Raw genomic sequence first — 22,491 nt, forward strand, 5'->3', positions numbered from 1 at the left:
CTTGCGCGTGGCCCTGAGAGCACCATCCAGCAAGGGTTTCAGCCAACATGGCTGCAGCCTGTGCGACAAAATGTCGCATATCGAAGCTTACAATTAGCATAAATCTTCGGCATCATCGCGACCTTGTCGAATGGGAATCATTCTCATTTGGTGGGGAAAAACAAAAACTGCGGAATCAGGCGATGAGCGTAAGAAACGGGGTAGAAGAGCCGAAGAAAAAACTGACGATGCGGCCGCTGCATTTGGCAGTGTGTCTGGCGCTGGCAACGAGCCACGCGGCATGGGCACAGCAGGCGTCGGCCACGGCAGCGTCAACGGATAACAGCGAAAAAGCGCTGCCGGCCGTCAAGGTCACGGCGGCGCAAGACACCGGGCAGCATCTGAAGGAAGACGTGAGCAGCGGCGCGCTCGGCACACGATCGCAACTCGACACGCCGTTCTCGACCACCGTGGTCACGAGTGAAGAGCTGCAGGATCGCCAGCCAACCAAGCTCGGCGATGTATTCGCCACCGACGCCTCCGTCTCCGACAACGGCAACGCCTACAACGCATGGGCCACGTATCTGACGGTGCGCGGCATGCAGCTCGACTGGCAGTCGGGCTTCAAGATCGACGGCATGCCGTTTAACAGCTACGGCGTCACGATGCCGTACGAGCAACTCGAGAAAGTGGAGGTGCTCAAGGGGCTGACCGGTTTCATGTACGGCTTCGGCGCGCCGGGCGGCGTGGTCAACTACGTGACGAAAAAGCCGCCGGTCTCGACGACGCCCGTGCGCAGCGTCGACATCGGCTATTACACCGACGGCGTATGGACCGAGCATGCGGATCTCGGCGGCCGGGTCGGTCCGAACGGTATGTTCGGCTATCGCCTGAACGCCACGCACGAGGAAGGCAAGACTTATAACGACGGCAACGTGCGGCGCGACTCGGTGTCGGTCGCACTCGATGCGCGCATCACGCGCGACCTCAAGGCCACGTTCGGCGCGTTGTATCAGGAGCGCCATTCGAGCGGTATCACCGGCGCGATCTCGACGGCGGAATATCCGGGCACCGTCTTGCCGCATACGATGAGCGGCGGCACCAGCAACCTTTCCGGTCCCGACCAGCATCTGAACACGAACGTCCAACTCTATACCGCGGGCGTGCAGTACAACCTGAGCCCGGACTGGACGCTGAACGCGACCTACAGCTACAGCAAAAGCTCGCGCGATCGCAACGAAAGCACCTACTATCTGCAGAACAGCGCCGGCGATTACACCGACAGCCGCTTCGCCGGCAAGGAAGGGCATCAGTTGAGCTTGTGGCAGGTGTCGGCGGAAGGCAGCGTGAAGACGGGGCCGTTGCAGCACCATCTCGTGATCGGCGCGGCGTATCAGCGTCAAACGAACGACTACGGCGCGAACAGCTTCTTCGGCCAGATCGGCACCGGCAACCTCTACCAGCCGAACACCAATACGTTCTACAGCGCGTCGAACTACTCGACCTACCGCGACAGCGACATCACGCAAAAAGCGTTGTTCGCGAACGATACGATCCAGTTGACGCAGCGCTGGTCGGTACTCGGCGGCGTGCGCTACACGAATTACGAGCAGCACGGCTACTCGACCACCGGCGCGACCACCTCGACCTATAGCCAGAACGGCGTCGTGACGCCGACGGTGGCGCTGATGTTCAAGCTCGCGCCGACCACGACGCTCTACACGAGCTACGTTGAGTCGCTGGAAGCAGGCACCGTGGTGGGCGACACCTACGCGAACCGCGGCGAACTCCTCAACCCGTTGCGCAGCAAGCAGTACGAAGTCGGGATCAAGAGCGAGCATGAGCGCTGGAGCGCGACGGCCGCGCTGTTCCGGATCGAGCGCGGCTCGGCCTACGCGAATAGCGCTAACGTCTACACGCAGGACGGCGAGTCGATCTTCCAGGGCGTGGAGTTCGGCGGCGATGTTCGTCTGGGCGCAAGTTGGAACGTCGGTGGCGATCTCATGTGGATCAACACGAAGTACGAGAAGGGCTCGGCCAATAACGGCAATCGCGTGGCCGGCGCGCCGCAGTTCGTCGTAGCGGGCCATGCGACGTACTCGGTGCCGTATGTGCCGGGGCTGCGCATCGGCGCCGACGCGAAGTTCACGGGCAACACCAACGTGCGCCCGTCCGGCAATCTGGATACGCCGGGCTACATGCTGGTCAATCTCGGCGCGAGCTATGCGACGCGCATAGGCGGCTACGATGTGACGTTCCGCGCGGCGATCGACAACCTGCTCAATCGCCGCTACTGGGAGTACCAATACGCGGACTATGTGACGCCGGGCGACCCGCGCACGTTGTCACTGAATGCGCGCATCGACTTCTGAGCATGAAAAAAGCGGCACCGAAAGTGCCGCTTTTTCTTACCCGCCGACCCGCGTTCCAGACCGCTCGCCGCAGCCTCAAACCAACCGCAAGTAAATCAGTTCGCGCTTGATGTACGCATAAAAAATCGGCGCCGCGATCACGCCGGGAAGACCGAACGCGGCTTCCATGATGAGCATGGCGATCAGCAATTCCCACGCGCGCGCCTCGATCTGTCCGCCGACGATGCGCGCGTTCAGGAAGTACTCGAGCTTGTGAATCAGGATCAGGAACACGAGCGACATGACCGCCGCCGGAAAGCTCACCGAGAGCGCCACCGCGACGATGATCGTGTTCGAGATCAGATTGCCGATCACCGGCAGCAAGCCGACGATAAACGTGACCAGCACCAGCGTCTTCGACAACGGCAGTGTGTCGTGGAAGATCGGCAGGACCACCAGCAGGAAGATACCGGTGAAGACCGCGTTGATCGCGGAAATTTTCACCTGGGCGAACACGATGCGGCGAAACGCATCGGCGAAACGTGTCACGCGTGTGACGAACGCCGTGGACAGCGGCAACCGCTGCATATGCTTTTGCGCGCCGACCGCGATGATCGCGCCGATGATCATGCCGATCAGGATATGCGTGAACGCGCGCGCCGCGGTCTTGCCGCTTTGCTGCAGCATGTTGGCGTGCGTCTGCATCAGTTCCGCCGCCTTGGTCTTCATCTGTTCGGTGTCGACCGGCAGATAGTTGGCGACAAATTGCGGAATCCGGCCGCGCGCCTGGTCGATCAGCTGCATGGCCTGGTCGAGCAGCTTCTGCACGCTCGGCACGTCGTTCTCGAAATGCTCGATGATACCGAGCGTGAGCCCCGTCAGCGCGCCCACGATCACCGTAGCCAGGATCACCACCGCGAGCCAGCGCGCCCGCTTGCTCGACATGTGGCGCTCGATGCGCGGCGCGATCGTGTGGACCAGTTGGAACACCAGCAGCCCGGCGAGCAACGCGCCGAGCAGACGAAGTTCGATGACCGCCCACATGCCGAACAGCATCACGATATAACTGCCGATTTCGACCGCCGACAGCTTCGGCAGGCTCATGTCGCTCGTCAGCCTGACCGGGCGTGGGCGTAGGTCCTGCACTTGCCCGTCGTCGCGCGCCTGATTCCGCTTGGCCATGGCTTATTCCGTCTCCAACCTGAGTTGTGCAGCGTTACTTTTTACTGGCCGCGCGTTTCAGCAGAGGCGCCAGGTACTTACCGGTAAAACTTGCCTTTGACTTCGCCACCTGCTCCGGCGTGCCCTGGGCAATGATCTGCCCGCCGCCGGCCCCGCCCTCAGGACCCAGGTCGATGACCCAGTCCGCAGTCTTAATTACATCGAGATTATGCTCGATGATCACGACGGTATTACCCTGGTCGCGTAATCGATGAATCACTTCGAGCAACAAAGCGATGTCATGAAAATGTAGGCCGGTGGTCGGCTCGTCAAGTATGTATAGCGTGCGACCCGTGTCACGCTTGCTCAGTTCCAAAGATAGTTTGACGCGCTGTGCCTCGCCGCCCGACAGCGTGGTGGCCGACTGACCCAGGCGGATATAGCCTAGACCCACGTCCAGCAAGGTTTTCAGCTTGCGCGCGACGACCGGCACCGGTTTGAAGAACTCGTAGGCGTTCTCCACCGTCATGTCGAGCACTTCGCTGATGTTCTTGCCTTTGTACTGCACGTCGAGCGTTTCGCGGTTGTAGCGCTTGCCGTGACAGACGTCACACGGCACGTACACGTCCGGCAAGAAGTGCATCTCGACCTTCAGCACGCCGTCGCCCTGGCAGGATTCGCAGCGTCCGCCCTTCACGTTGAACGAGAAGCGGCCGGCTTCGTAGCCGCGCTCTTTGGCCGCGGGCACGCCCGCGAACAGTTCGCGGATCGGCGTGAAGAGGCCCGTGTAGGTGGCCGGGTTCGAGCGCGGCGTGCGGCCGATCGGCGACTGGTCGACGTTGATGACCTTGTCGAAGTGCTCGAGGCCCTCGATCGATTCGTACGGCGCCGGCTCCGTAGCCGAGCCATACAGGTGATGCGCGACCGCGTGGTACAGCGTGTCGTTGATGAGCGTGGACTTGCCCGAGCCGGACACGCCGGTCACGCAGGTGAGCAAGCCGACCGGCAAGTCCAGCGACACGTGCTGCAGATTGTTGCCGTACGCCTCGACGATACGCAGGCGCTTTTCGTCGGGCTCCTTGCGCTCGTCCGGGAACTCGATGTTGCGCGCGCCGGACATATACTGCCCGGTCATCGACGCCGCGTTCGCCTGCACCTGCTTGGGCGTGCCCTCGGCGATCACCATGCCGCCGTGTTCGCCCGCGCCCGGGCCCATGTCGACCACGTAGTCGGCCATGCGGATCATGTCTTCGTCGTGTTCGACGACGATCACCGAGTTGCCGAGGTCGCGCAGATGCTTGAGCGTGGCGATCAGCCGGTCGTTGTCGCGCTGATGCAGGCCGATGGACGGCTCGTCCAGCACGTACATCACGCCGGTCAGGCCCGAGCCGATCTGCGACGCGAGGCGAATCCGCTGCGCCTCACCGCCTGACAGCGTCTCCGCGCTGCGTTCGAGCGACAGGTAATCCAGCCCGACGTTATTCAGGAACATCAGCCGCGCGACGATTTCCTTGACCACCTTGTCGGCGATCTCGCGCTTCGAGCCTTCCAGACGCAGGGTCTGGAAATAGCCGAGCGCGTCGCGCAGCGGCCAGCCGCTGATTTCGAAGATGCCGCGTGCGTCGCCGTCCGCGCCGATGCGCACGAAGCGCGCTTCGCGGCGCAGCCGCGTGCCGGCGCAGGCCGGGCAGGGCTGGTTGTTCTGATACTTGGCCAGCTCTTCGCGCACCGCGACCGAATCGGTCTCGCGGTAACGCCGCTCCAGATTGGGAATGATCCCTTCGAATACATGCTCGCGCACCGAAGTGCGGCCACGTTCGTTGATGTACGAGAACGGGATCTCCTGTTTGCCCGAACCGAACAGCAGGATCTTGCGGACCTTCTCCGGCAAGTCTTCGACGGCAGTGTCGATGTCGAACTCATAGAACGCCGCGAGACTCTGCAGCATCTGGAAGTAGAACTGGTTGCGCCGGTCCCAGCCCTTCACCGCGCCCGCCGCGAGCGACAGCGAAGGATGCGCGACCACCCGCTTCGGATCGAAGAAAGTGATCTGGCCGAGGCCATCGCATTCCGGGCATGCGCCCATCGGATTGTTGAACGAGAAAAGACGCGGCTCCAGTTCCTGCAGCGAGTACGAGCAGATCGGGCAGGCGAACTTCGAGCTGAACAGATGCTCCTTGTCCGTGTCCATTTCGAGCGCGATCGCGCGGCCGTCGGCGAGACGCAGTGCCGTTTCGAACGATTCGGCGAGACGCTGCTTCATGTCGGGGCGCATTTTCAGGCGGTCCACGACCACGTCGATGGTGTGCTTGTCGTTCTTCTTCAGTTTCGGCAGCGAGTCGACTTCATAAATTTTCGCCACGCCTTCATTGGCGGTGCCGCCGCCCGAGCGCACGCGGAAACGGATAAAGCCTTGCGCCTGCATTTCCTCGAACAGTTCGACGTGTTCGCCTTTGCGGTTCGCCACGACGGGCGCGAGGATCATCAGCTTGGTTTCTTCCGGCAGCGCGAGCGCCGCGTCGACCATCTGCGAGACGCTTTGCGCTTCCAGCGGAATTTCGTGGTCCGGACAGTAAGGCGTGCCGACCCGTGCGAACAATAGTCGCAGGTAGTCGTGAATCTCGGTGACGGTGCCAACCGTGGAGCGCGGATTGTGCGAGGTCGCTTTCTGTTCGATCGAGATTGCCGGCGACAGCCCTTCAATCAGATCGACGTCCGGCTTTTCCATCAATTGCAGGAACTGGCGCGCGTAGGCGGAGAGACTTTCGACGTAGCGCCGTTGTCCTTCCGCATAGAGCGTGTCGAACGCCAGCGACGATTTGCCCGAGCCTGAAAGGCCCGTGATGACGACGAGCTTGTGACGGGGTAGGTCGAGATTGACGTTCTTCAGGTTGTGGGTGCGAGCCCCACGAATACGGATTTGTTCCACGGATTTATTCCATGAACTGGCGGAAAGAGGAAGAGGCTAAACCTGCTACTATAACGACTTTTCAAGACCGCCGTTACGGCTTCCTGACAGCCTGAAGAGGCGTTGAGGCGAGCTGTAAGGCAGCGGTCCAGCGCTGCGGGGAAGAGGTCTAACTGGGGCCGTTTTCCGCGAGTACAAGGCAACCGCAAGGCACCGCGAGGCGCCAGCGGGCATGCAGTAAGGCCGTCGGCTCGAACGCCGCGCCGCTGCGAGCCCGCCGTCTTGCGGTAAGCCGCGCGGTCGTGGCCGCTCCGCTGCTGTGTCCGCCCGCGGTGTGCCGCCCAGCTCAATCAACGAACGCTCCCGATGTCCAATCCGTCTGCCACCTCCTCACGCATGAGCGCGCCTGAACTGCGCGCGACCGTGTCGCTTGCCGCGATCTTCGCGCTGCGCATGCTCGGTCTCTTCATGATCATGCCGGTGTTCTCGATCTACGCGAAGACCATCCCCGGCGGCGATAACGTGCTGCTGGTGGGGATCGCGCTCGGAGCGTACGGCGTGACGCAATCCATGCTGTACATCTTTTATGGCTGGGTCTCCGACAAGGTCGGACGCAAACCGGTCATTGCGACCGGTCTGCTGATTTTCGCGCTCGGCAGCTTCGTGGCGGCGGGCGCGCACGACATGACGTGGATCATCGTCGGGCGGGTGATTCAGGGCATGGGCGCGGTGTCGTCGGCGGTGATCGCGTTTATCGCCGACCTGACTGCCGAGGAACATCGCACCAAGGCGATGGCGATGGTGGGCGGCAGCATCGGCGTGTCGTTCGCGGTGGCGATTGTCGGTGCGCCTATCGTGTTCCAGTGGGTCGGCATGAGCGGGTTGTTTACGCTCGTCGGCATCTTCTCGATTCTGGCGATCGGCGTGGTGCTGTGGATCGTGCCCGATGCGCCGAAGCCGGTGCACGTACGCGCGCCGTTCGCCGAAGTGCTGCACAACGTCGAGCTGCTGCGTCTTAACTTCGGCGTGCTGGTGCTGCATGCCACGCAAACCGCGCTGTTTCTCGTCGTGCCGCGCATTCTCGAAGCCGGCGGCCTGCCGGTCGCGTCGCACTGGAAAGTGTATTTGCCGGTCATGGGCCTTTCGTTCGTGATGATGGTGCCCGCGATCATCGCCGCCGAAAAGCGCGGCAAAATGAAGATCGTGCTGCTGTCCGCGATTGCTCTTATCCTGATCGGACAGTTGTTATTGGGCGTCGCTCCGCATACGATTCTGAGTGTGGCGGCGATTCTTTTTGTGTATTTTTTGGGCTTCAATATTCTTGAGGCCTCGCAGCCTTCGCTGGTGTCGAAACTGGCGCCCGGCACCCGCAAGGGCGCGGCCGCCGGCGTGTACAACACCACGCAATCGATCGGTCTTGCGCTGGGCGGAGTGGTCGGCGGTTGGCTGCTGAAAGTGGATGGTCAGAGCGCTGTCTTTTTTACGTGTTCGGGGCTCGTCTTGTGCTGGCTTATAATCGCCGCACAGATGAAACAGCCGCCGCGCAAAGCGTAATACGGCGCATCCCGAACACACCCAGAACTCACCCGGCGGCGGGCAGAGGCGCAGTTCCGGTCTCGGGCCTGCCGGCCCTGAAACGCGAAAACGTGTATTGCCGCGCCGCCCGTAACGGAATCAACAGGAGAAACTCATGGCATCCGTGAACAAGGTCATTCTCGTCGGCAATCTCGGAGCCGATCCGGAAGTCCGTTATCTTCCGAGCGGCGACGCAGTGGCGAACATCCGCCTTGCAACGACGGATCGGTACAAGGACAAGGCGTCCGGCGAAATGAAGGAAGCGACCGAATGGCACCGCGTGTCGTTCTTCGGCCGCCTCGCGGAAATCGTGTCCGAATATCTGAAGAAGGGCTCGTCGGTCTACCTGGAAGGGCGCATCCGCACCCGTAAGTGGCAGGCGCAAGACGGCACCGACCGTTACTCGACGGAAATCGTCGCCGAGCAGATGCAGATGCTGGGTGGCCGTGGCGGTTCGATGGGTGGCGGTGGCGACGAAGGCGGCTACAGCCGTGGCGAACCGTCGGAGCGCAGCGGCGGTGGCGGTGGTGGCGGCCGCGCGGTGTCGGGCGGTGGTGCGCGTGGTGGCAGCGGTGGTGGCGGTGGTGGTGCAAGCCGTCCGAGCGCGCCGGCCGGCGGCGGGTTCGATGAGATGGATGACGATATTCCGTTCTAAATCATCCGCACTCGCACCGAATCGATGCAAAAAAACCCCGCTCAACCAGCGGGGTTTTTTATTGGCGCATCCATAAGACAGTTCAGCCGACAACACGTCGCGCCCCACCCATGACCACGGGCCAGGGATAAACCTGGTCATGAGTCCTGGCGTGCCTCAGCGGCGCATTTGCCGCCAATCATCGGCCTTTCCAGGAATGTCGCCTTGACATTCACCCGTCCGCCGACAATACTCGAATCACACTTTGTACGGACAAAGTAACAAAGACCGATAAGTCACTCGGAAACCGCAACCAAGTTGCATGGGACCAGAGTAAGGCGCGAAAGCGCCAACTCTGGTCGACAGGAGACAGGCATGGAGTCCGACGTCGCAGTCAAAACGCGCATTCGCGCCAGCTACGGCCGCTACCTCGAAGATTTTCAGGTGGGCGATATCTACGAACACCGGCCAGGGCGCACTATTACCGAAGCCGACAACATCCACTTCTCGCTGCTGACGATGAATTTCCATCCGATGCACTGCGACGCCGCCTACGCGGCCAAAAGCGAGTTCGGCCGCCTGCTCGTCAATAGCGGTCTGACGGTGGCCGTGGTGCTGGGTCTTTCGGTGAACGACGTCAGCGGCAAGGCCATCGCCAATCTCGGCTGGAAAGAGATTCGTCTGACCGGCCCGGTGTTTTGCGGCGATACGATCTATGCGGAATCCGAAGTGCTGGAAAAGCGTGAGTCGAAGTCGCGTCCGGGGCAGGGCATCGTCACCGTGCAAACCCGCGCGTTCAAGCAGGACGGCACGCCGATCATGGATTTCGTGCGCAGCGCGCTGGTGCCGGCACGCGGGCACGGCGTCGGCGATTGATTGACGCGTTGTCCGGCGCAAACCGCCGCATGTCCGGGGCGAACGCCCGCACAGTCTGAGAACGACAAGCAGCAAAACAGCGCCCACCTGCCGGCAAGAGCAGCCAGCGCGCGGATTCCGGCGACGCCCGAACAGGCGTCACGATGCGGCGAGCGTTAGCGCGGCCGCATGCACACCAAGGAGACAAAGGTGGCTATCGGTATCGTCAACTCGGGCGCGCGACTCGATCGCCTGCCCATCGCGTCCTTTCACTGGAAGGTTCTCGGGCTCATCAGCGCGGGCGCCTTTCTCGACGCCTTCGACATCTATCTCGCCGCCGGCGCGCTCGGCGCGATGGTGAAAGCGGGCTTCTCGGATCTGAAGCTGAACGCGCTATTCATCTCGGTGACGTTTCTCGGCATGCTGATCGGCGCGGGGTTTGCCGGCTATCTCGGCGACCGCTTCGGCCGCCGCTCGTCGTACCAGACCAACCTGCTGATCTTCGGCCTCGCGTCGATTGCCGCGTGCTTCGTGCCGAACATGATGTGGCTGATCGTGCTGCGGCTGATCATGGGCGTCGGCCTCGGCGCCGAACTGGTGGTCGCGGCGGGCACCCTGTGCGAGTTCATCCCGCCCGCATCGCGCGGACGCTGGACCGCTCTGCTCGCGCTCATCATCAATTCCGGTTTGCTGGTCTCGACGGCGGTGGGCTACGTCGTGATTCCGCATCTGGGCTGGCGCTATATGTTCGCGATTGCCGGCGTCGGCGCGATCATCGTGTGGGTGCTGCGGCACCGGATGCCGGAGTCGCCACGCTGGCTCGAATCGGTCGGACGCAGCGAAGAAGCCGAGGCCACTGTCGCCGCCATCGAGCACGAGGTCCAGCGTCAGAAAGGTCCGTTGCCGCCGGTCGAACGCACCGAAAGTCTCGAAGTGCCGAAAGCGCCGTTCTCCGCCCTGTTTTCACAGGCCATGCTCGGCCGCACGCTGGTCGCCATTCTCACGGCGGTCGCCGTGAATATTTCGGTGTACGGCTTTGTTGCGTGGCTGCCGACCTTCTTCGTCAAGGAAGGTCTCACCATCGTGCAATCGCTCGGCTTCACGACGCTGATGGCGTTCGGCGCGCCGGGCGGCGCACTGGTCGGCTTCTTCTGCGCGGACCGCATCGGCCGGGCGCGTGGTCTCGTGATTTTCGCGATCGCCACGATCGTGGTCGGCTTCATCTATCCGAACATGCATGCGGGCTGGGCGATCAGCAGCGTCGGCTTCGTGTTGATCACGTGCATTTACACGGTCACCACGCTCGGTCTGTTTGCCTACATCCCCGAACTCTTTCCGACTGAACTACGTCTGCGCGGCACCGGCACGGCAGGTGTATGTGGCCGTGCTGCCTCGATGACCACGCCGTATCTCGCGGTGCTGCTCTACAACTCGTTCGGCGTGTCCGGCGTGCTGGCCATGGTGAGCGGCGTCCTCGCATTGCTGGTGTTCGGCATTCTGCTGCTGCGTGTGGAAACCAATCAGCATGCGCTCGAGCGGATCTCGCCGAGCCTCGACACCAACTCTGATTCGCTACCCGCTACCCAGCAAGGTTAAAAACCCATGACTTCACTCGAATCCTCCGTCACGCTGTCCGATCAGTACGCGCGCTTCGGCTTGGGCCTGCAATTGCGCGACGTGCCGCGCGCCGTGCAGACGCGCGCCAAGCATCTGATTCTCGACGCTGTCGGCATTGCGTTCGCGTCGCGTGGTTATCCGTATGCGGATGTCTCGCTCGCTGCTTTCTCCGAGCTCGGCAGCGGTGCCTCGCCGGTGATCGGTTACGGCCGGCGGCTCGCCTTGCGCGACTCGGCGATGATGAACGGCGTGCTGATTCACGGACTCGACTTCGACGACACGCATTCACGCGGCGTCATTCACTCGACCACCAGCGCATTGCCGTGCGTGCTCGCGCTCGCCGACCGTGACGGGCTGAGCGGCGCGGACTTGCTGGCTGCGTACATCGTCGCAATGGAAGTGTCGACGCGCGTGGCATCGGCGGCCAAGGGCGGATTCCACGACGCCGGGTTTCATCCGACGGGTCTAGTCGGCGCGTTCGGTTGCGCGGTTGCCGCGTCGCGTTTGCTGCAACTCGACGAAGCCTGCATGGCGCACGCACAAGGCATCGTTCTGTCGATGGCGGCCGGCAGCCTCGAATTCCTCGAAGACGGCGCGTGGACCAAGCGCGCCCATCCCGGTTTCGCGGCGGCCTCGGGCATCACCGCCGCGACGCTCGCGAAGCACGGTTTCACTGGGCCGCGTTTGGCTTACGAAGGGCGCTTCGGTTTATACGCTAGCCACCTCGGCAAGCCGCTCGACGTGGCTGATCGTGAACTCGCCACAGAAGGCCTCGGCAGTACGTGGCAGATCGACGAAGTCGCAATCAAACCGCTGCCGGCGTGTCACTTCACGCATGCAGTCGCCGACGCGGCGATCGCGCTGCATCGCGAGCATCGCTTCTCGGCAGAAAAGCTCGACTCGATCAAACGTGTGATCGCCAAAGTGCCGCGCGGCACGGTCGAAATCGTGTGCGAACCGGTCGACGCGAAGCGCAAACCGGTAACTGCCTACGACGCGCAATTCAGCGTGCCGTACATCGTCGCCACCGCGTTGCTCAAAGGCCGCTTCACGCTCGACGAACTCGAACCGGCCGCGCTTGCCGATCCGGCGGTTTTGGCGCTCGCCAAAAAAGTCGATTACGAAATCGACCCCGACACGACATTCCCGCGCCACTACACCGGCGAGGTCGTGGTGGAACGCAGCGACGGCTCGCGCGTCGCGCATCGCGAGGCGATCAATCGCGGTTGCGCGGATCGGCCCGTCAGCAACGACGACATCGTCGCCAAGTTCTACGCGAACGCGCAGCGCAGCGTCTCGCGCAGCACCGCCGAACAGATTGCCCAAGCCGTATTGCAACTCGACGAACGGCCGGCCCGCGCGTTCGCGGACACGCTTGCCGGACACACCGCATCCTAAGGACGTCATCATGACCGCAACCGAACTCGACACGCTGGAAAACGATCAACTGATTCTCGACATGCTGGACCGCTTTCTCGAAACCGAGGTGCGTCCTTACGTCCACAAGTTCGATCACGACGATATCTACCCGGCGGAGATCGTCGAGAAGATGAAGGAGATGGGCCTATTCGGCTGCATCATCGATCCCGAGTATGGCGGGTTGGGTCTGTCGACCCGGACCTACGCGCAGATCATCGCGCGCATCTCGCGGGTGTGGATGTCGGTGAGCGGCATCATCAATTCGCACCTGATTCTCGCGATGCTGGTGCAACGCAACGGCACGCCCGAGCAGAAAAGCAAATATCTGCCGAAGTTCGCCACTGGCGAATGGCGCGGCGGCATCGGTCTCACCGAGCCCGATTGCGGCACCGATCTGCAGGCCATTCGCACGACCGCCAAACGCGTCGGCGACGAGTACGTCGTGAACGGCAACAAGACGTGGATCACCAACAGCAAGCACGGCAACACGCTGGCGCTGTTGGTGAAGACGGATACGACCGCGCAGCCGCGTCATCGTGGGATGAGTTTGTTGCTGGTGCAGAAAGGGCCGGGGTTCGAGGTCAGCCGGCAACTCGAAAAGCTCGGCTACAAAGGCATCGATACCTGTGAGTTGTCGTTCAACGACTATCACGTATCGACGGATGCATTGATTGGCGGCGTGGAAGGAAAGGGCCTGCAGCAGATACTCGGCGGGCTCGAACTCGGCCGCATCAATGTCGCGGCGCGCGGTGTCGGCGTGGCCCAAGCCGCGCTCGATGAATCGGTCAGCTACTCGCAGCAGCGCAAAACTTTCGGCAAGCCGATCTGCGAGCACCAGGCGATCCAGTTGAAGCTCGGCGAAATGGCGACGCGCGTCGAAGCGGGCCGCCTGCTGGTCGACGCCGCCGCGAAGAAGTACGACCGCGGCGAGCGCTGCGACATGGAAGCGGGTATGGCGAAATACTTCGCGACCGAAGCCGCGTTGGAAAACAGCATTGAGGCCATGCGCATTCACGGTGCGTACGGCTATTCGAAGGAATACAACGTCGAGCGCCTGTATCGCGACGCACCGCTTCTCACAATCGGCGAAGGCACTAACGAGATGCAACGGATCATCATCGCCAAACAGTTGATCGAAAGGAGTCCGGTATGAGTTTGCCCCTTTCCGGTGTGCGCGTGCTCGCCATCGAACAATATGGCGCCGGGCCTTTCGCCACCCAGCATCTCGCGGACCTCGGCGCGGAGATCATCAAGATCGAGCATCCGAGCAATGGCGGCGACGTCGGCCGCGCGGTCGGCCCATATTTCTTCGGCGAAGGCGACAGTCACTTCTTCGAAGCCTTCAATCGCAACAAGTGCAGTATGACGCTCGACCTGAAGAAGCCCGAAGCGCGCGCGGTGCTGCTGGACCTCGTCGCGAAGAGCGACGCCGTGTTCAACAATCTGCGCGGCGATCTGCCAGCGAAACTCGGGCTCACTTACGCGCAGCTTTGCGAGGCGAATCCGAAGATCGTGTGCGGGCATCTGTCCGCGTACGGACGCAGCGGCAGCCGCGCGGCATGGCCGGGCTACGACTATCTGATGCAAGCCGAGGCCGGCTATCTGTCGGTCACGGGCGAGCCTGATAGCCCGCCGGCGCGCTTCGGCTTGTCGATCATCGACTTGATGACCGGCACGACCGCGGCGATGGCGCTGCTCGCCGGTCTCGTGGATGCGAAGACCTCGGGCAAAGGACGCGATATCGACGTGAGTCTCTTCGACGTCGCGCTGCATAACCTCGCCTATGTCGCGACGTGGTATCTGAACGGCGGCGTGGTGACGGGGCGCGAGAACCGCTCGTCGCATCCGTCGCTCACGCCGAGTCAGTTGTACAAGACGCAGGACGGCTGGATCTTCCTGATGTGCAACAAAGAGAAGTTCTGGGGCGTGCTCGCCGAAGTGATCGACAAACCATCGTGGGTAACCGATCCGCGCTTTTGCAACTTCCAGGCGCGCCTCGCGAATCGCGAGCTGGTGCAGACCGAACTCGACGCGGTGCTCTCGACCGCCACCACGGCGCAATGGCTCGAACGCTTCGGCGGCCGCGTGCCGGCCGCGCCGGTGTTCAACGTCAAGGAGGCGCTGGAGAACCCCTTCGTCGCCGAACGCGAATGCGTGGTGGATGCCGAGCACCCGCGCTTTGGCAAGGTACGCGGCGTGGCCGCGCCGGTGCGGATCGACGAGCCCCTGCCGACGCGCGCCGCGCCGGATCTCGGGCAGGACACGCAGCGTTTGCTCGACGAACTGGGCTACGGCGCGGAAAGGATCGCTTTGCTGAGGGAGGCGGGTGTGGTGCAATAAGGCCGGGCGGGCAACCGTCCGCCCTTTCACTTTTTTGCACATCCAGATGGCCACGACAGTCCTCGGGCAACAGCCGCGCTACATGCAACTGGCACAGACGCTCCTGAACGAGATTCAGGGCGGGCAGTTTCCCATCGGCACGTTGCTGCCGACCGAGTTCGAGCTGTGCGAGCAGTTCGGCGCGAGCCGCTTTACGGTGCGGCAGGCGATCAAGCAACTCGAGCAGCGTGGTCTGGTGGACCGGCGGCCCGGCATCGGCACCCGCGTGAAAGCCACGCAAAGCGAGACCGCGTACCGTCAGGTGATGGAGCGCCTGAGCGATCTGCACCGTTATACGACCGACACGGAATTGGAGATCGCGTCGACGCAGACTGTCGAGATCGACGACCCGGATCTGATCGAGCGGCTCGGCGCAAAGCCGGGCGAAACCTGGCTGCTGGCCGAGGGCATTCGCCTGTCGCCGGAGAGTGTCGAACCGATCTGCCACACCGAGGTGTATATCCACCCCGCGTTTCGCTCGTTGACGGGCCTGAGTGGCCGGACGCACGTGCCGATCTATACGATGATCGAAAAGCAGTTCGGTGAGCAGATCGCCGAAGTGCAGCAGGAAATCCGCGCGGTCGCGTTGCCGGCGAAGCTGGCGCAGCGTTTGAACGCGAAGCCGCGCTCGCCCGCGCTGTGGTTGTGCCGCCGCTATCTGAACCGGCGCGCGCAGGTGGTCGAGCTGACCATCAGCGTGCATCCGGCGGATCGCTACAGCTATTCCGAAACGTTTCAACGCGACTGGCACGCGAACTAGCTGCATCGCGACGCGTGCCGTTCAGGAGAAGAACATGGACGCACGCAGTTATCTGTTCGTACCGGGCGACCGCCCCGAGCGCTTCACGAAGGCGCTCGACAGCGGCGCCGACGCGGTGGTGATCGATCTCGAAGACGCGGTCGCGCCGGCGGCCAAGCAAGCCGCGCGCGAGGGCCTGCAACGCTGGCTGTCGACCGCGGACCCTGCGCGGCTGATGGTCCGCGTGAATGCGGTGGGCACGCCGTGGCATGTCGACGACGTCGACATGGTGCGCGCGTCCGGCGTTTGCTCGATGATGCTGCCGAAGTCGGACAGCGCGCAGCAACTCGCCGATGTCGCCGCGCGGCTGCCGTCGCGGACCCGAATCGTGGCGCTCATCGAAACCGTGGCGGGCGTGGTGGCTATGCGGGAGATTGCCGGCGCGCCGTCGGTCATGCGGCTCGCCTTCGGCACGGTGGATTTTTGCGGCGATGCCGGCATCGAAGGACTCGGCGTCGAACTGGACTACGTGCGCTCGCAGATGGTGATCGAATCGCGCTATGCGGGCCTGCCCGCGCCGATCGACGGGGTGACACTGGAGCTCGACGATCTCGTGCGCCTGACCGGGCATGTGACCACTGCGCGGCGCTTCGGCTTTGGCGGCAAGCTGTGCATTCATCCGAGACAGGTGGAACCGGTCAACAGCGGCTTCGCACCGAGCGAGGACGAGCGCCGCTGGGCGGCACGCGTCTTGGCGGCTTCTCGCGAGCATCCGGAAGGGGCGTTCGCGGTGGATGGCAAACTGGTCGACCGGCCGGTCATCGAGCGGGCGAAACGGATTGCGGAGTTCGACGCGCGCATCCGGTGATGCTGTGTGGTGCTCACCGTCTCAAATGGTCCAGAGCATCCCGCATAGGCGCACTGGAGATGACAATCGGGCCCGTAAACGGCGTATCCAGATCGACGATCACATAGATCGCCGAAGCAATCGACACCGCGCCCAGCGAAATCGTGACCAACGCCAGCGCATTGCGTGGCGCGATCAAGCCGAAACTTAGAAAGATTACGCCCAGCCAGAACGTCAATGTCGTGAGGAAAGGTCGGGAAATGGAACTGTGCGCTTCCTCGATGAGCTTCCACCGCGCATCCACGACGCGGCGGTATTGCTTCAACCCATCGTCGAGCGCGCGCTGTTGTAACGGGTCGCGCGCCCGCAGCGTCCGCAACTCTCGGCCCACGGCGGTCAGCATGTCGCCGAGCCGCACACTCTCCAGTTTCTGCGAGTTGTCCTGCGATCCGATGTCTTTCGGATAGTCGCCGGTGGGCGGTGTTTCGCCAGGCCACGTCGATGCGATCGCCGCCGCGGTGTACCGGTGCAACAACTGCCGGGCCGGCTCGGTTTCCGTGCCGTATTCGCGCAGCGTCGTGTCGAACTCGATCAGATCGGCCGCGTAGGTGCGCAAATCATTCGAGGCGGTGTCGAAGCTGGATTTCGCGGACGCCGTCATCAAGCCGAGTACCAGCGCGGCGAACGTCACCAGCATGCCGATCACCAGTTGGATTAACTGCACCGTCTCATGCGCCTTGTGCTCTTCGGGCAGCAGCGGGCGCACGCACACGCCGACTCCGGTCGCGGCGAGCAATAGAGCGAAAACCAGCAGAGCCGAGCTCACTTCCGACATCGCAATGCTCCGTAGACACATCCTCGACACTTTCCATCAACCGCCGCCCGCCGAGAACCCGGGTAGTCCCGCAACGCCCGGCATGAATCACCCTTCATATGCGCTCGTATGTTGATGTATCGCAAGCACATGCGCCATCAACCATAAAGTTTTTCGTTATTAAGCCGTAGTCCTTATATGTGGCGTTCGCTTAAATTTATACAAGAGTTGCGGACCTGGCCGAACGGGCTTGGGCGCAGCACGCGTGGCCGAGGCTTTCACTGAACATTCGGTCAGGCAGCCCAACGGAGACAAGCCCGATGTTGAAAAATCTGTCGATTCGCACCTGCCTTACCCTGATGATCCTGTTCTTCGGCGTCGTGCTGCTGTTCGGCGCCGCCGCCGGCTTGCTGTCGCTGCGCTCGAGCAACGCTTCGCTGCAACAGATGTACACCGTCGATACGCCGGCTGTCGCCGACCTCGAAGGCAGCGCCGGACAGTTGCTGCGCCTGCGCCTCGCGCTGGCGACGTACGCATCGCTCGTCGATCTGAACGACCAGGACGGCGCGAATGCCGTGCTCAAGCGTTTTGATCAGTACCAGAAAGCTTCCAATGACCGTCTTGCCCACTATGTGAGCCGCGCGAGCGCGGACGCCGACGAGCAGCGTCTCATCAAGGACATGCAGGACAAGCGCGACACCTTCCTGCACGAAGGCGTCGATCCGGCTCTCGCCGCGCTCAAGTCCGGCGACAAGACGACCTTCCAGCAATTGCAGGCTCACAAGCTGCCGTCGCTCTACAGCGCGTACGAAAAGGCGATGCTCGCGCTCGAACAGTTGCAGCTCGATCACGGCGCGCAACGCTATCAGGACGCGCAGGATCTGTTCTATGCAATCTGCATCGCGGTGGCGATCGGCATCGTCGCGTCGCTGCTGGGAGCGTGGATCGGCCGCGCGGTGCTGGTGCGCGCGATCGTCCGTCCGGTCGACGCCACCATCGCGCAGTTTCAGCGCATCGCCAACGGCGACCTGACCGGCCAGATCGTCGTGGCCAGCAATAACGAAATGGGCCGTCTCGCGGCCGCGTTGCGCAAGATGCAGGAATCGCTGATCACGACGGTGAACTCGGTGCGTCAAGGCACGGAATCCATCGATACCGGCGTGAGCGAGATTGCCGCGGGCAACACCGATCTGTCGCAACGTACCGAGGAACAGGCCGCGTCGCTCGAAGAAACGGCGGCGAGCATCGAACAGCTCACCTCGACGGTCAAGCAAACGGCGGACAACGCGAAACAGGCCAGCTCGCTCGCGCAGGGCGCATCCACGCTTGCGGCACAAGGCGGCGATCTGACGGAGCAGGTGGTGGGCACGATGCATGGCATCGTCGACGACTCGCGGCGGATTGCCGACATTGTCGGCGTGATCGAAGGCATCGCGTTTCAGACCAATATTCTGGCGCTGAACGCGGCAGTCGAAGCCGCGCGCGCCGGTGAGCAGGGCCGCGGTTTCGCAGTGGTGGCGAGCGAAGTGCGCTCGCTCGCGCAACGCAGCGCGGCAGCGGCCAAGGAGATCAAGGGCTTGATCGACGAGTCGACCGCGCGGGTGCAGGCTGGCTCGCAACTGGTTCAACGCTCGGGCTCGACAATGACCGAGATCGTGGACGCGATTGCGCGTGTGAGTTCGATCATGGGTGAAATCGCGGCGGCCGCGCTCGAGCAGAGTACGGGCATCGATCAGGTCAATCTCGCGGTCGCGCAGATGGACGAGGTGACGCAGCAAAACGCCGCGCTGGTGGAGCAGGCCGCGGCGGCCGCGAGTTCGCTGGAAGAGCAGGCGCGGCGGCTGACGTCCGCGGTGTCGGTGTTCCAGACTGGGAGCGGTGCGGCGTCTTCGTCTTCGTTTGCCGGGCGGCGTAGCGGTTCGATTGCCGCACCGAAGACGGCCGATGCCAACGGGTTTGCAACGGCTTGATATCGGCGGATGTTTCGCACGGTGGCGCGCTGACTCTTCGGGACAAACGGCGCCGCGCTGACAAAGCGGCCGCTACTGCATGGCCGCATAGTATTTGGCGACGCTGTCGATCTCGGCCGGCGTCATTTGCCGCGCCACGTTGCGCATCTGCTCATTGATGTCGTTATGCCGCGCGCCGGAAGCAAAGGCGCGCATCTGCGCCGCGAGATAAATCGACGACTGTCCGCCCAGCCACGGCGCCGCGCCCTTGCGATCGAGTTGCCCGTGACAGGCGGCGCAAGGCGCGATATTGCGCTGCGGATCGCCCTGCATGGCAAGCTTCACCGCATTCGCATCCGGTCCCACGCCTGTGGGCAGCGTCTCCGCCGCGGGCGCTCTCGGCAGCGACGCGTAGTAAGCCGCCAGATCGTGCAGATCCTGATCGCTGCGCGCGGCGATGATCGGTTGCATGATCGCGTTCTGACGCACACCGTTCTGGTAGTCGCGCAACTCTTTATAGATCACGTCGGCATATTGCCCGGCCAACGCGGGCGCCGTCACCTGCACCGTGCCGAGTACGCCGTGACACATCGAGCAATTTTGCGTCGCGATCGTCGCGCCGCGGCCAATCGAATTCGCGTCGGCTCGCGCGCGCCGTAACGGCGGCAAGACCACCACGTCGCTAGGCGCCGGACCAGTGAGATTGGCGCCGCCGTACCAGCTCGACGGCGCACCGGCAGCGCTGCAGATCGTCGCCCACAAGCCGCGTCCGGCGAACGCGCTGTTCGCCGAAGGCAGCCAGATGAAGCCGATCAGTATCGATACGACGGCAATCGCAATGATGCCGCCCACGCTCACCGTGAACCAAGGGTTGCGCAAGCTGAAGACGCGTTCCTGATTCATCGCTGCGCTCCGACGACGACTGCCGGCACGGACGTCTGCGGCAATCTGAGCAACTGTACGATCGGCACACTGTAGTTGACGACTGTGAGTCCGATCATCAGCGCCACCCATAACCCGAAGCTATTGAGCGCGGCCGGCACGCGCACCACCGGCTGCGCCGCGCTCGCAAAGCGGAAGCTTTGTTGCTCAACCACCGGACCGAATTGCGACTTCGCCAGGATGTAGATGAACAGCACGCCGGACACCACGAGGATCAATCCGCCGACCGCCGACATGCCGACCCAGAACGCCTGCGACTGCAAGCCGAGAGCGTTGTAATCGTAATAGGCCATGCGGCGCGGCGCACCGAGCAGGCCGACGTAGTGCCACGGCAGCGTCACCACCATCATGCCGATGAACCATAGCCACAGTTGCCAGCGCACCAGCTTCACCGATGCGATCGCGCGGCCAGTCAGTTGCGGCCACAGTTCATAGGCGATCGCGAAGTACATGATGACGATCGCGCCACCGAAGATCAGATGGAAGTGCCCCGTTACCCACTGGGTGTTGTGCACGGTGGAGTTCAACTGGTAACTCATGTTGATCAATCCACCCGCGCCGCCGAGACCGAGCATTACGAACGAAAACGCGATCACGAGCATCATCGGGTTCTGCCAGGGCAGGGCGGTGAGCCAGCCGAACGCGCCCTTGCCGCCGCGCAATCTGCCGGCGATTTCGACCGACGCGCAAATCGTGAACACCGTCAGCAGCGTCGGCACCGACACCATGCCGGTGAACACCGCATGCAGGAACTTGAAGCCGGAGCCGACCTGCGGATCGGCGAACAGATGGTGGATGCCGATCGGCATCGCGAAGACGAGGAACAGGATGAACGACACGCGCGCCATCGAATCGCTATAGAGCCGTCCGCCGATCGCGCGCGGCACCAGCGTGTAGTAGGCGATATAAGCGGGAATCAGCCAGAAGTAGACGATCGCGTGCAGCGTCCACGAGAACAGGATGCGCGAGAGGCCGGCGTCGATCGTGTTGGTGAGGCCGAACGCGACTGGCAGGATCTGGAACAGGATCTCCAGCGCCGCGCCGACGGCGGTCCATGCCCACAGATACGCGCCCGCCACGTTGGCGAACATCGCGAGCGGAACCGGCTTGCCGGGATTGGCGCTCTTCCAGATGCGCAGGTTCACGTGCATCAGCGCGACCCAGATCCACGAGCCGACTACTACCAGCACCACGCCGAGGTAATAGAACGGACTACCGATCATCGGCGGATAGAAGGTATATAGCACCGACGCCTGGCCGAGCGCCACCGGCACCATCGCCATCACCGCGCCGATCGCCAGCATGATGAACGCGGCCCATGCCCATTTGAGACCGACGAGACGCTGCGCGAGCGCGAGTTCGACGATCGCGTAGCCGAAGCCCATCGACACCAGCGTGGGCAGTACGTACGCCATCACCGAGCCGTGCGCGGTCACCGAACGATAGTAGAGCTCGGGGTCGCCGACCCATGGCACGAGCGGGCTGCGCACCAGCATCTGCCAGGCGCCGAGCAGCAGCGCGATCAGAAACGCAATGAAGGCGAGCCAGAAATGCGCGAGAACGAGTCGCTTAGCGTGAAACACAGCTCAGCCTCCGTGATTGTCGGGCTTGCTCGAAGAAGGTGGCTTTGTCGATGACTTTCACGTGCGCCCACATGGTCTGGTGGCCGAAGCCGCAGAACTCGTGGCACGGCATGGTGTGATCGGCGGGCGCGTCGAAACGCGTATTGAGCGTGGCGACATAGCCGGGCACGACCATCGTGTTGATGTTGGTGTCGGTGACGAGCAGGCCGTGCACGACATCGGCGCTGGTGGTGCGGATCGTGATCGGCGTGTCGGCGGGCACCAGCAGACATTGCGGCGTGAACGAGTACTGCTGCGCGATGAAGCGCACCACCACCGAGCCGTCCGGTTCGACCGCGCTGCCGAGATTGTCTTCGACGAATTCGCCGGACAGTTGCAGGCGCGACGGATCGATTGTCTCGACGCGCGAGGGCGGCATCATCGCCCAATGCAGCCCGGAGAAGACGATGACCGCCAGCATCAGCACGATCAGCGCGACGGCGAAGATGGCCCAGCGTCGCTCGGCGCGTAGCGCGACCGCGTGGCCGCCGCCCGGTTGATGATTGGAATCGGTCGACATGATCAGTGAACGACGCCGCGCGGCAGAAACACGACGAAGTAGAAGCCGAACCAGATCGCCATCACGATCAGCGTGGCGACACCGGCCACGGCGATCGCGCCATGCGGGCCGGCCGCGACGACGCGTTCCACTTCGTCATCCGTAGGCGGGGTCGCGCTGCGAGTATCGTTCGCTTCCATC

The 22,491-nt window shown here is 63.0% G+C and carries 18 protein-coding genes; 11 read left to right on the forward strand and 7 right to left on the reverse strand.

The genetic code is table 11. The features are described 5' to 3' along the window. Nucleotides 1-182: 182 nt before the first annotated feature. The gene (locus tag P0D96_RS08440; protein WP_408312922.1) at nt 183-2,351 is read left to right on the forward strand and encodes a TonB-dependent siderophore receptor; all 2,169 of its coding nucleotides are present in this window, start codon (nt 183-185) and stop codon (nt 2,349-2,351) included. Between the two features lie 75 nt (nt 2,352-2,426). Here P0D96_RS08440 and P0D96_RS08445 read toward each other — a convergent pair whose 3' ends face one another. Together P0D96_RS08445 and uvrA are read right to left on the reverse strand one after the other, a co-directional pair. Further along, entirely contained in the window at nt 2,427-3,512 is a 1,086-nt protein-coding gene (locus P0D96_RS08445; protein ID WP_408178286.1) for an AI-2E family transporter, read from the reverse strand. A 34-nt stretch (nt 3,513-3,546) separates the two neighbouring features. Beyond that, nucleotides 3,547-6,420, reverse strand: coding sequence for an excinuclease ABC subunit UvrA (gene uvrA / locus P0D96_RS08450; protein ID WP_408312925.1), 2,874 nt, complete (start codon nt 6,418-6,420; stop codon nt 3,547-3,549). A 345-nt stretch (nt 6,421-6,765) separates the two neighbouring features. On the opposite strand from uvrA, the gene P0D96_RS08455 reads away from it, so the two are divergent. From P0D96_RS08455 to P0D96_RS08495, 9 genes are all read left to right on the forward strand, one after another. Further along, nucleotides 6,766-7,953: an MFS transporter gene (locus P0D96_RS08455; RefSeq protein WP_408178288.1), complete on the forward strand. Its 1,188-nt coding sequence runs from the start codon at nt 6,766-6,768 to the stop codon at nt 7,951-7,953. Between the two features lie 136 nt (nt 7,954-8,089). Further along, on the forward strand, nt 8,090-8,629 hold the full coding sequence (locus P0D96_RS08460; RefSeq protein ID WP_012431674.1) for a single-stranded DNA-binding protein: 540 nt from the start codon (nt 8,090-8,092) through the stop codon (nt 8,627-8,629). 354 nt (nt 8,630-8,983) lie between these two features. Next, entirely contained in the window at nt 8,984-9,484 is a 501-nt protein-coding gene (locus tag P0D96_RS08465) for a MaoC family dehydratase (protein ID WP_132376103.1), read from the forward strand. Between the two features lie 168 nt (nt 9,485-9,652). After that, complete coding sequence (locus P0D96_RS08470; protein ID WP_408178290.1) at nt 9,653-11,059, forward strand: MFS transporter; 1,407 nt, start codon at nt 9,653-9,655, stop codon at nt 11,057-11,059. Nucleotides 11,060-11,065: 6 nt separating this feature from the next. Then, nucleotides 11,066-12,478, forward strand: coding sequence for an MmgE/PrpD family protein (locus P0D96_RS08475; RefSeq protein WP_408312928.1), 1,413 nt, complete (start codon nt 11,066-11,068; stop codon nt 12,476-12,478). A gap of 10 nt (nt 12,479-12,488) precedes the next feature. Then, a complete protein-coding gene (locus P0D96_RS08480; RefSeq protein ID WP_408312931.1) occupies nt 12,489-13,652 on the forward strand; it encodes an acyl-CoA dehydrogenase family protein in 1,164 nt (387 codons plus the stop codon). After that, nucleotides 13,649-14,839: a CaiB/BaiF CoA transferase family protein gene (locus P0D96_RS08485; RefSeq protein WP_408284203.1), complete on the forward strand. Its 1,191-nt coding sequence runs from the start codon at nt 13,649-13,651 to the stop codon at nt 14,837-14,839. Before P0D96_RS08480 ends, P0D96_RS08485 begins: the two co-directional genes overlap by 4 nt. A gap of 46 nt (nt 14,840-14,885) precedes the next feature. Next, nucleotides 14,886-15,638 carry a GntR family transcriptional regulator gene (locus P0D96_RS08490; RefSeq protein WP_012431680.1) on the forward strand — a complete coding sequence of 251 codons (753 nt, stop codon included), beginning with the start codon at nt 14,886-14,888 and terminating at the stop codon, nt 15,636-15,638. Nucleotides 15,639-15,672: 34 nt separating this feature from the next. Continuing rightward, nucleotides 15,673-16,485 carry an HpcH/HpaI aldolase/citrate lyase family protein gene (locus P0D96_RS08495; protein WP_408312933.1) on the forward strand — a complete coding sequence of 271 codons (813 nt, stop codon included), beginning with the start codon at nt 15,673-15,675 and terminating at the stop codon, nt 16,483-16,485. Nucleotides 16,486-16,498: 13 nt separating this feature from the next. Here the strand turns inward: P0D96_RS08495 and P0D96_RS08500 are convergent, their stop codons facing one another. Further along, nucleotides 16,499-17,299 carry a bestrophin-like domain gene (locus P0D96_RS08500; protein ID WP_408312936.1) on the reverse strand — a complete coding sequence of 267 codons (801 nt, stop codon included), beginning with the start codon at nt 17,297-17,299 and terminating at the stop codon, nt 16,499-16,501. Between the two features lie 299 nt (nt 17,300-17,598). On the opposite strand from P0D96_RS08500, the gene P0D96_RS08505 reads away from it, so the two are divergent. Then, the gene (locus tag P0D96_RS08505) at nt 17,599-19,248 is read left to right on the forward strand and encodes a methyl-accepting chemotaxis protein (protein ID WP_408312939.1); all 1,650 of its coding nucleotides are present in this window, start codon (nt 17,599-17,601) and stop codon (nt 19,246-19,248) included. A gap of 72 nt (nt 19,249-19,320) precedes the next feature. On the opposite strand, the gene P0D96_RS08510 is transcribed toward P0D96_RS08505, so the two are convergent. From P0D96_RS08510 to P0D96_RS08525, 4 genes are read right to left on the reverse strand one after another with little or no spacing between them, the layout of a single operon-like run. Further along, nucleotides 19,321-20,130 carry a c-type cytochrome gene (locus P0D96_RS08510; protein ID WP_132376095.1) on the reverse strand — a complete coding sequence of 270 codons (810 nt, stop codon included), beginning with the start codon at nt 20,128-20,130 and terminating at the stop codon, nt 19,321-19,323. Continuing rightward, nucleotides 20,127-21,752 carry a b(o/a)3-type cytochrome-c oxidase subunit 1 gene (locus P0D96_RS08515; RefSeq protein ID WP_408312942.1) on the reverse strand — a complete coding sequence of 542 codons (1,626 nt, stop codon included), beginning with the start codon at nt 21,750-21,752 and terminating at the stop codon, nt 20,127-20,129. The genes P0D96_RS08510 and P0D96_RS08515 overlap by 4 nt, the downstream gene beginning before the upstream one ends. Continuing rightward, nucleotides 21,739-22,311 carry a cupredoxin domain-containing protein gene (locus P0D96_RS08520; protein WP_106282064.1) on the reverse strand — a complete coding sequence of 191 codons (573 nt, stop codon included), beginning with the start codon at nt 22,309-22,311 and terminating at the stop codon, nt 21,739-21,741. The genes P0D96_RS08515 and P0D96_RS08520 overlap by 14 nt, the downstream gene beginning before the upstream one ends. 2 nt (nt 22,312-22,313) lie before the next feature. Continuing rightward, nucleotides 22,314-22,490 carry a hypothetical protein gene (locus P0D96_RS08525; RefSeq protein ID WP_165923876.1) on the reverse strand — a complete coding sequence of 59 codons (177 nt, stop codon included), beginning with the start codon at nt 22,488-22,490 and terminating at the stop codon, nt 22,314-22,316. Nucleotide 22,491: the final 1 nt, after the last annotated feature.

It is taken from the genome of Paraburkholderia sp. RL17-347-BIC-D (assembly GCF_046027915.1).
Lineage (GTDB): Bacteria > Pseudomonadota > Gammaproteobacteria > Burkholderiales > Burkholderiaceae > Paraburkholderia.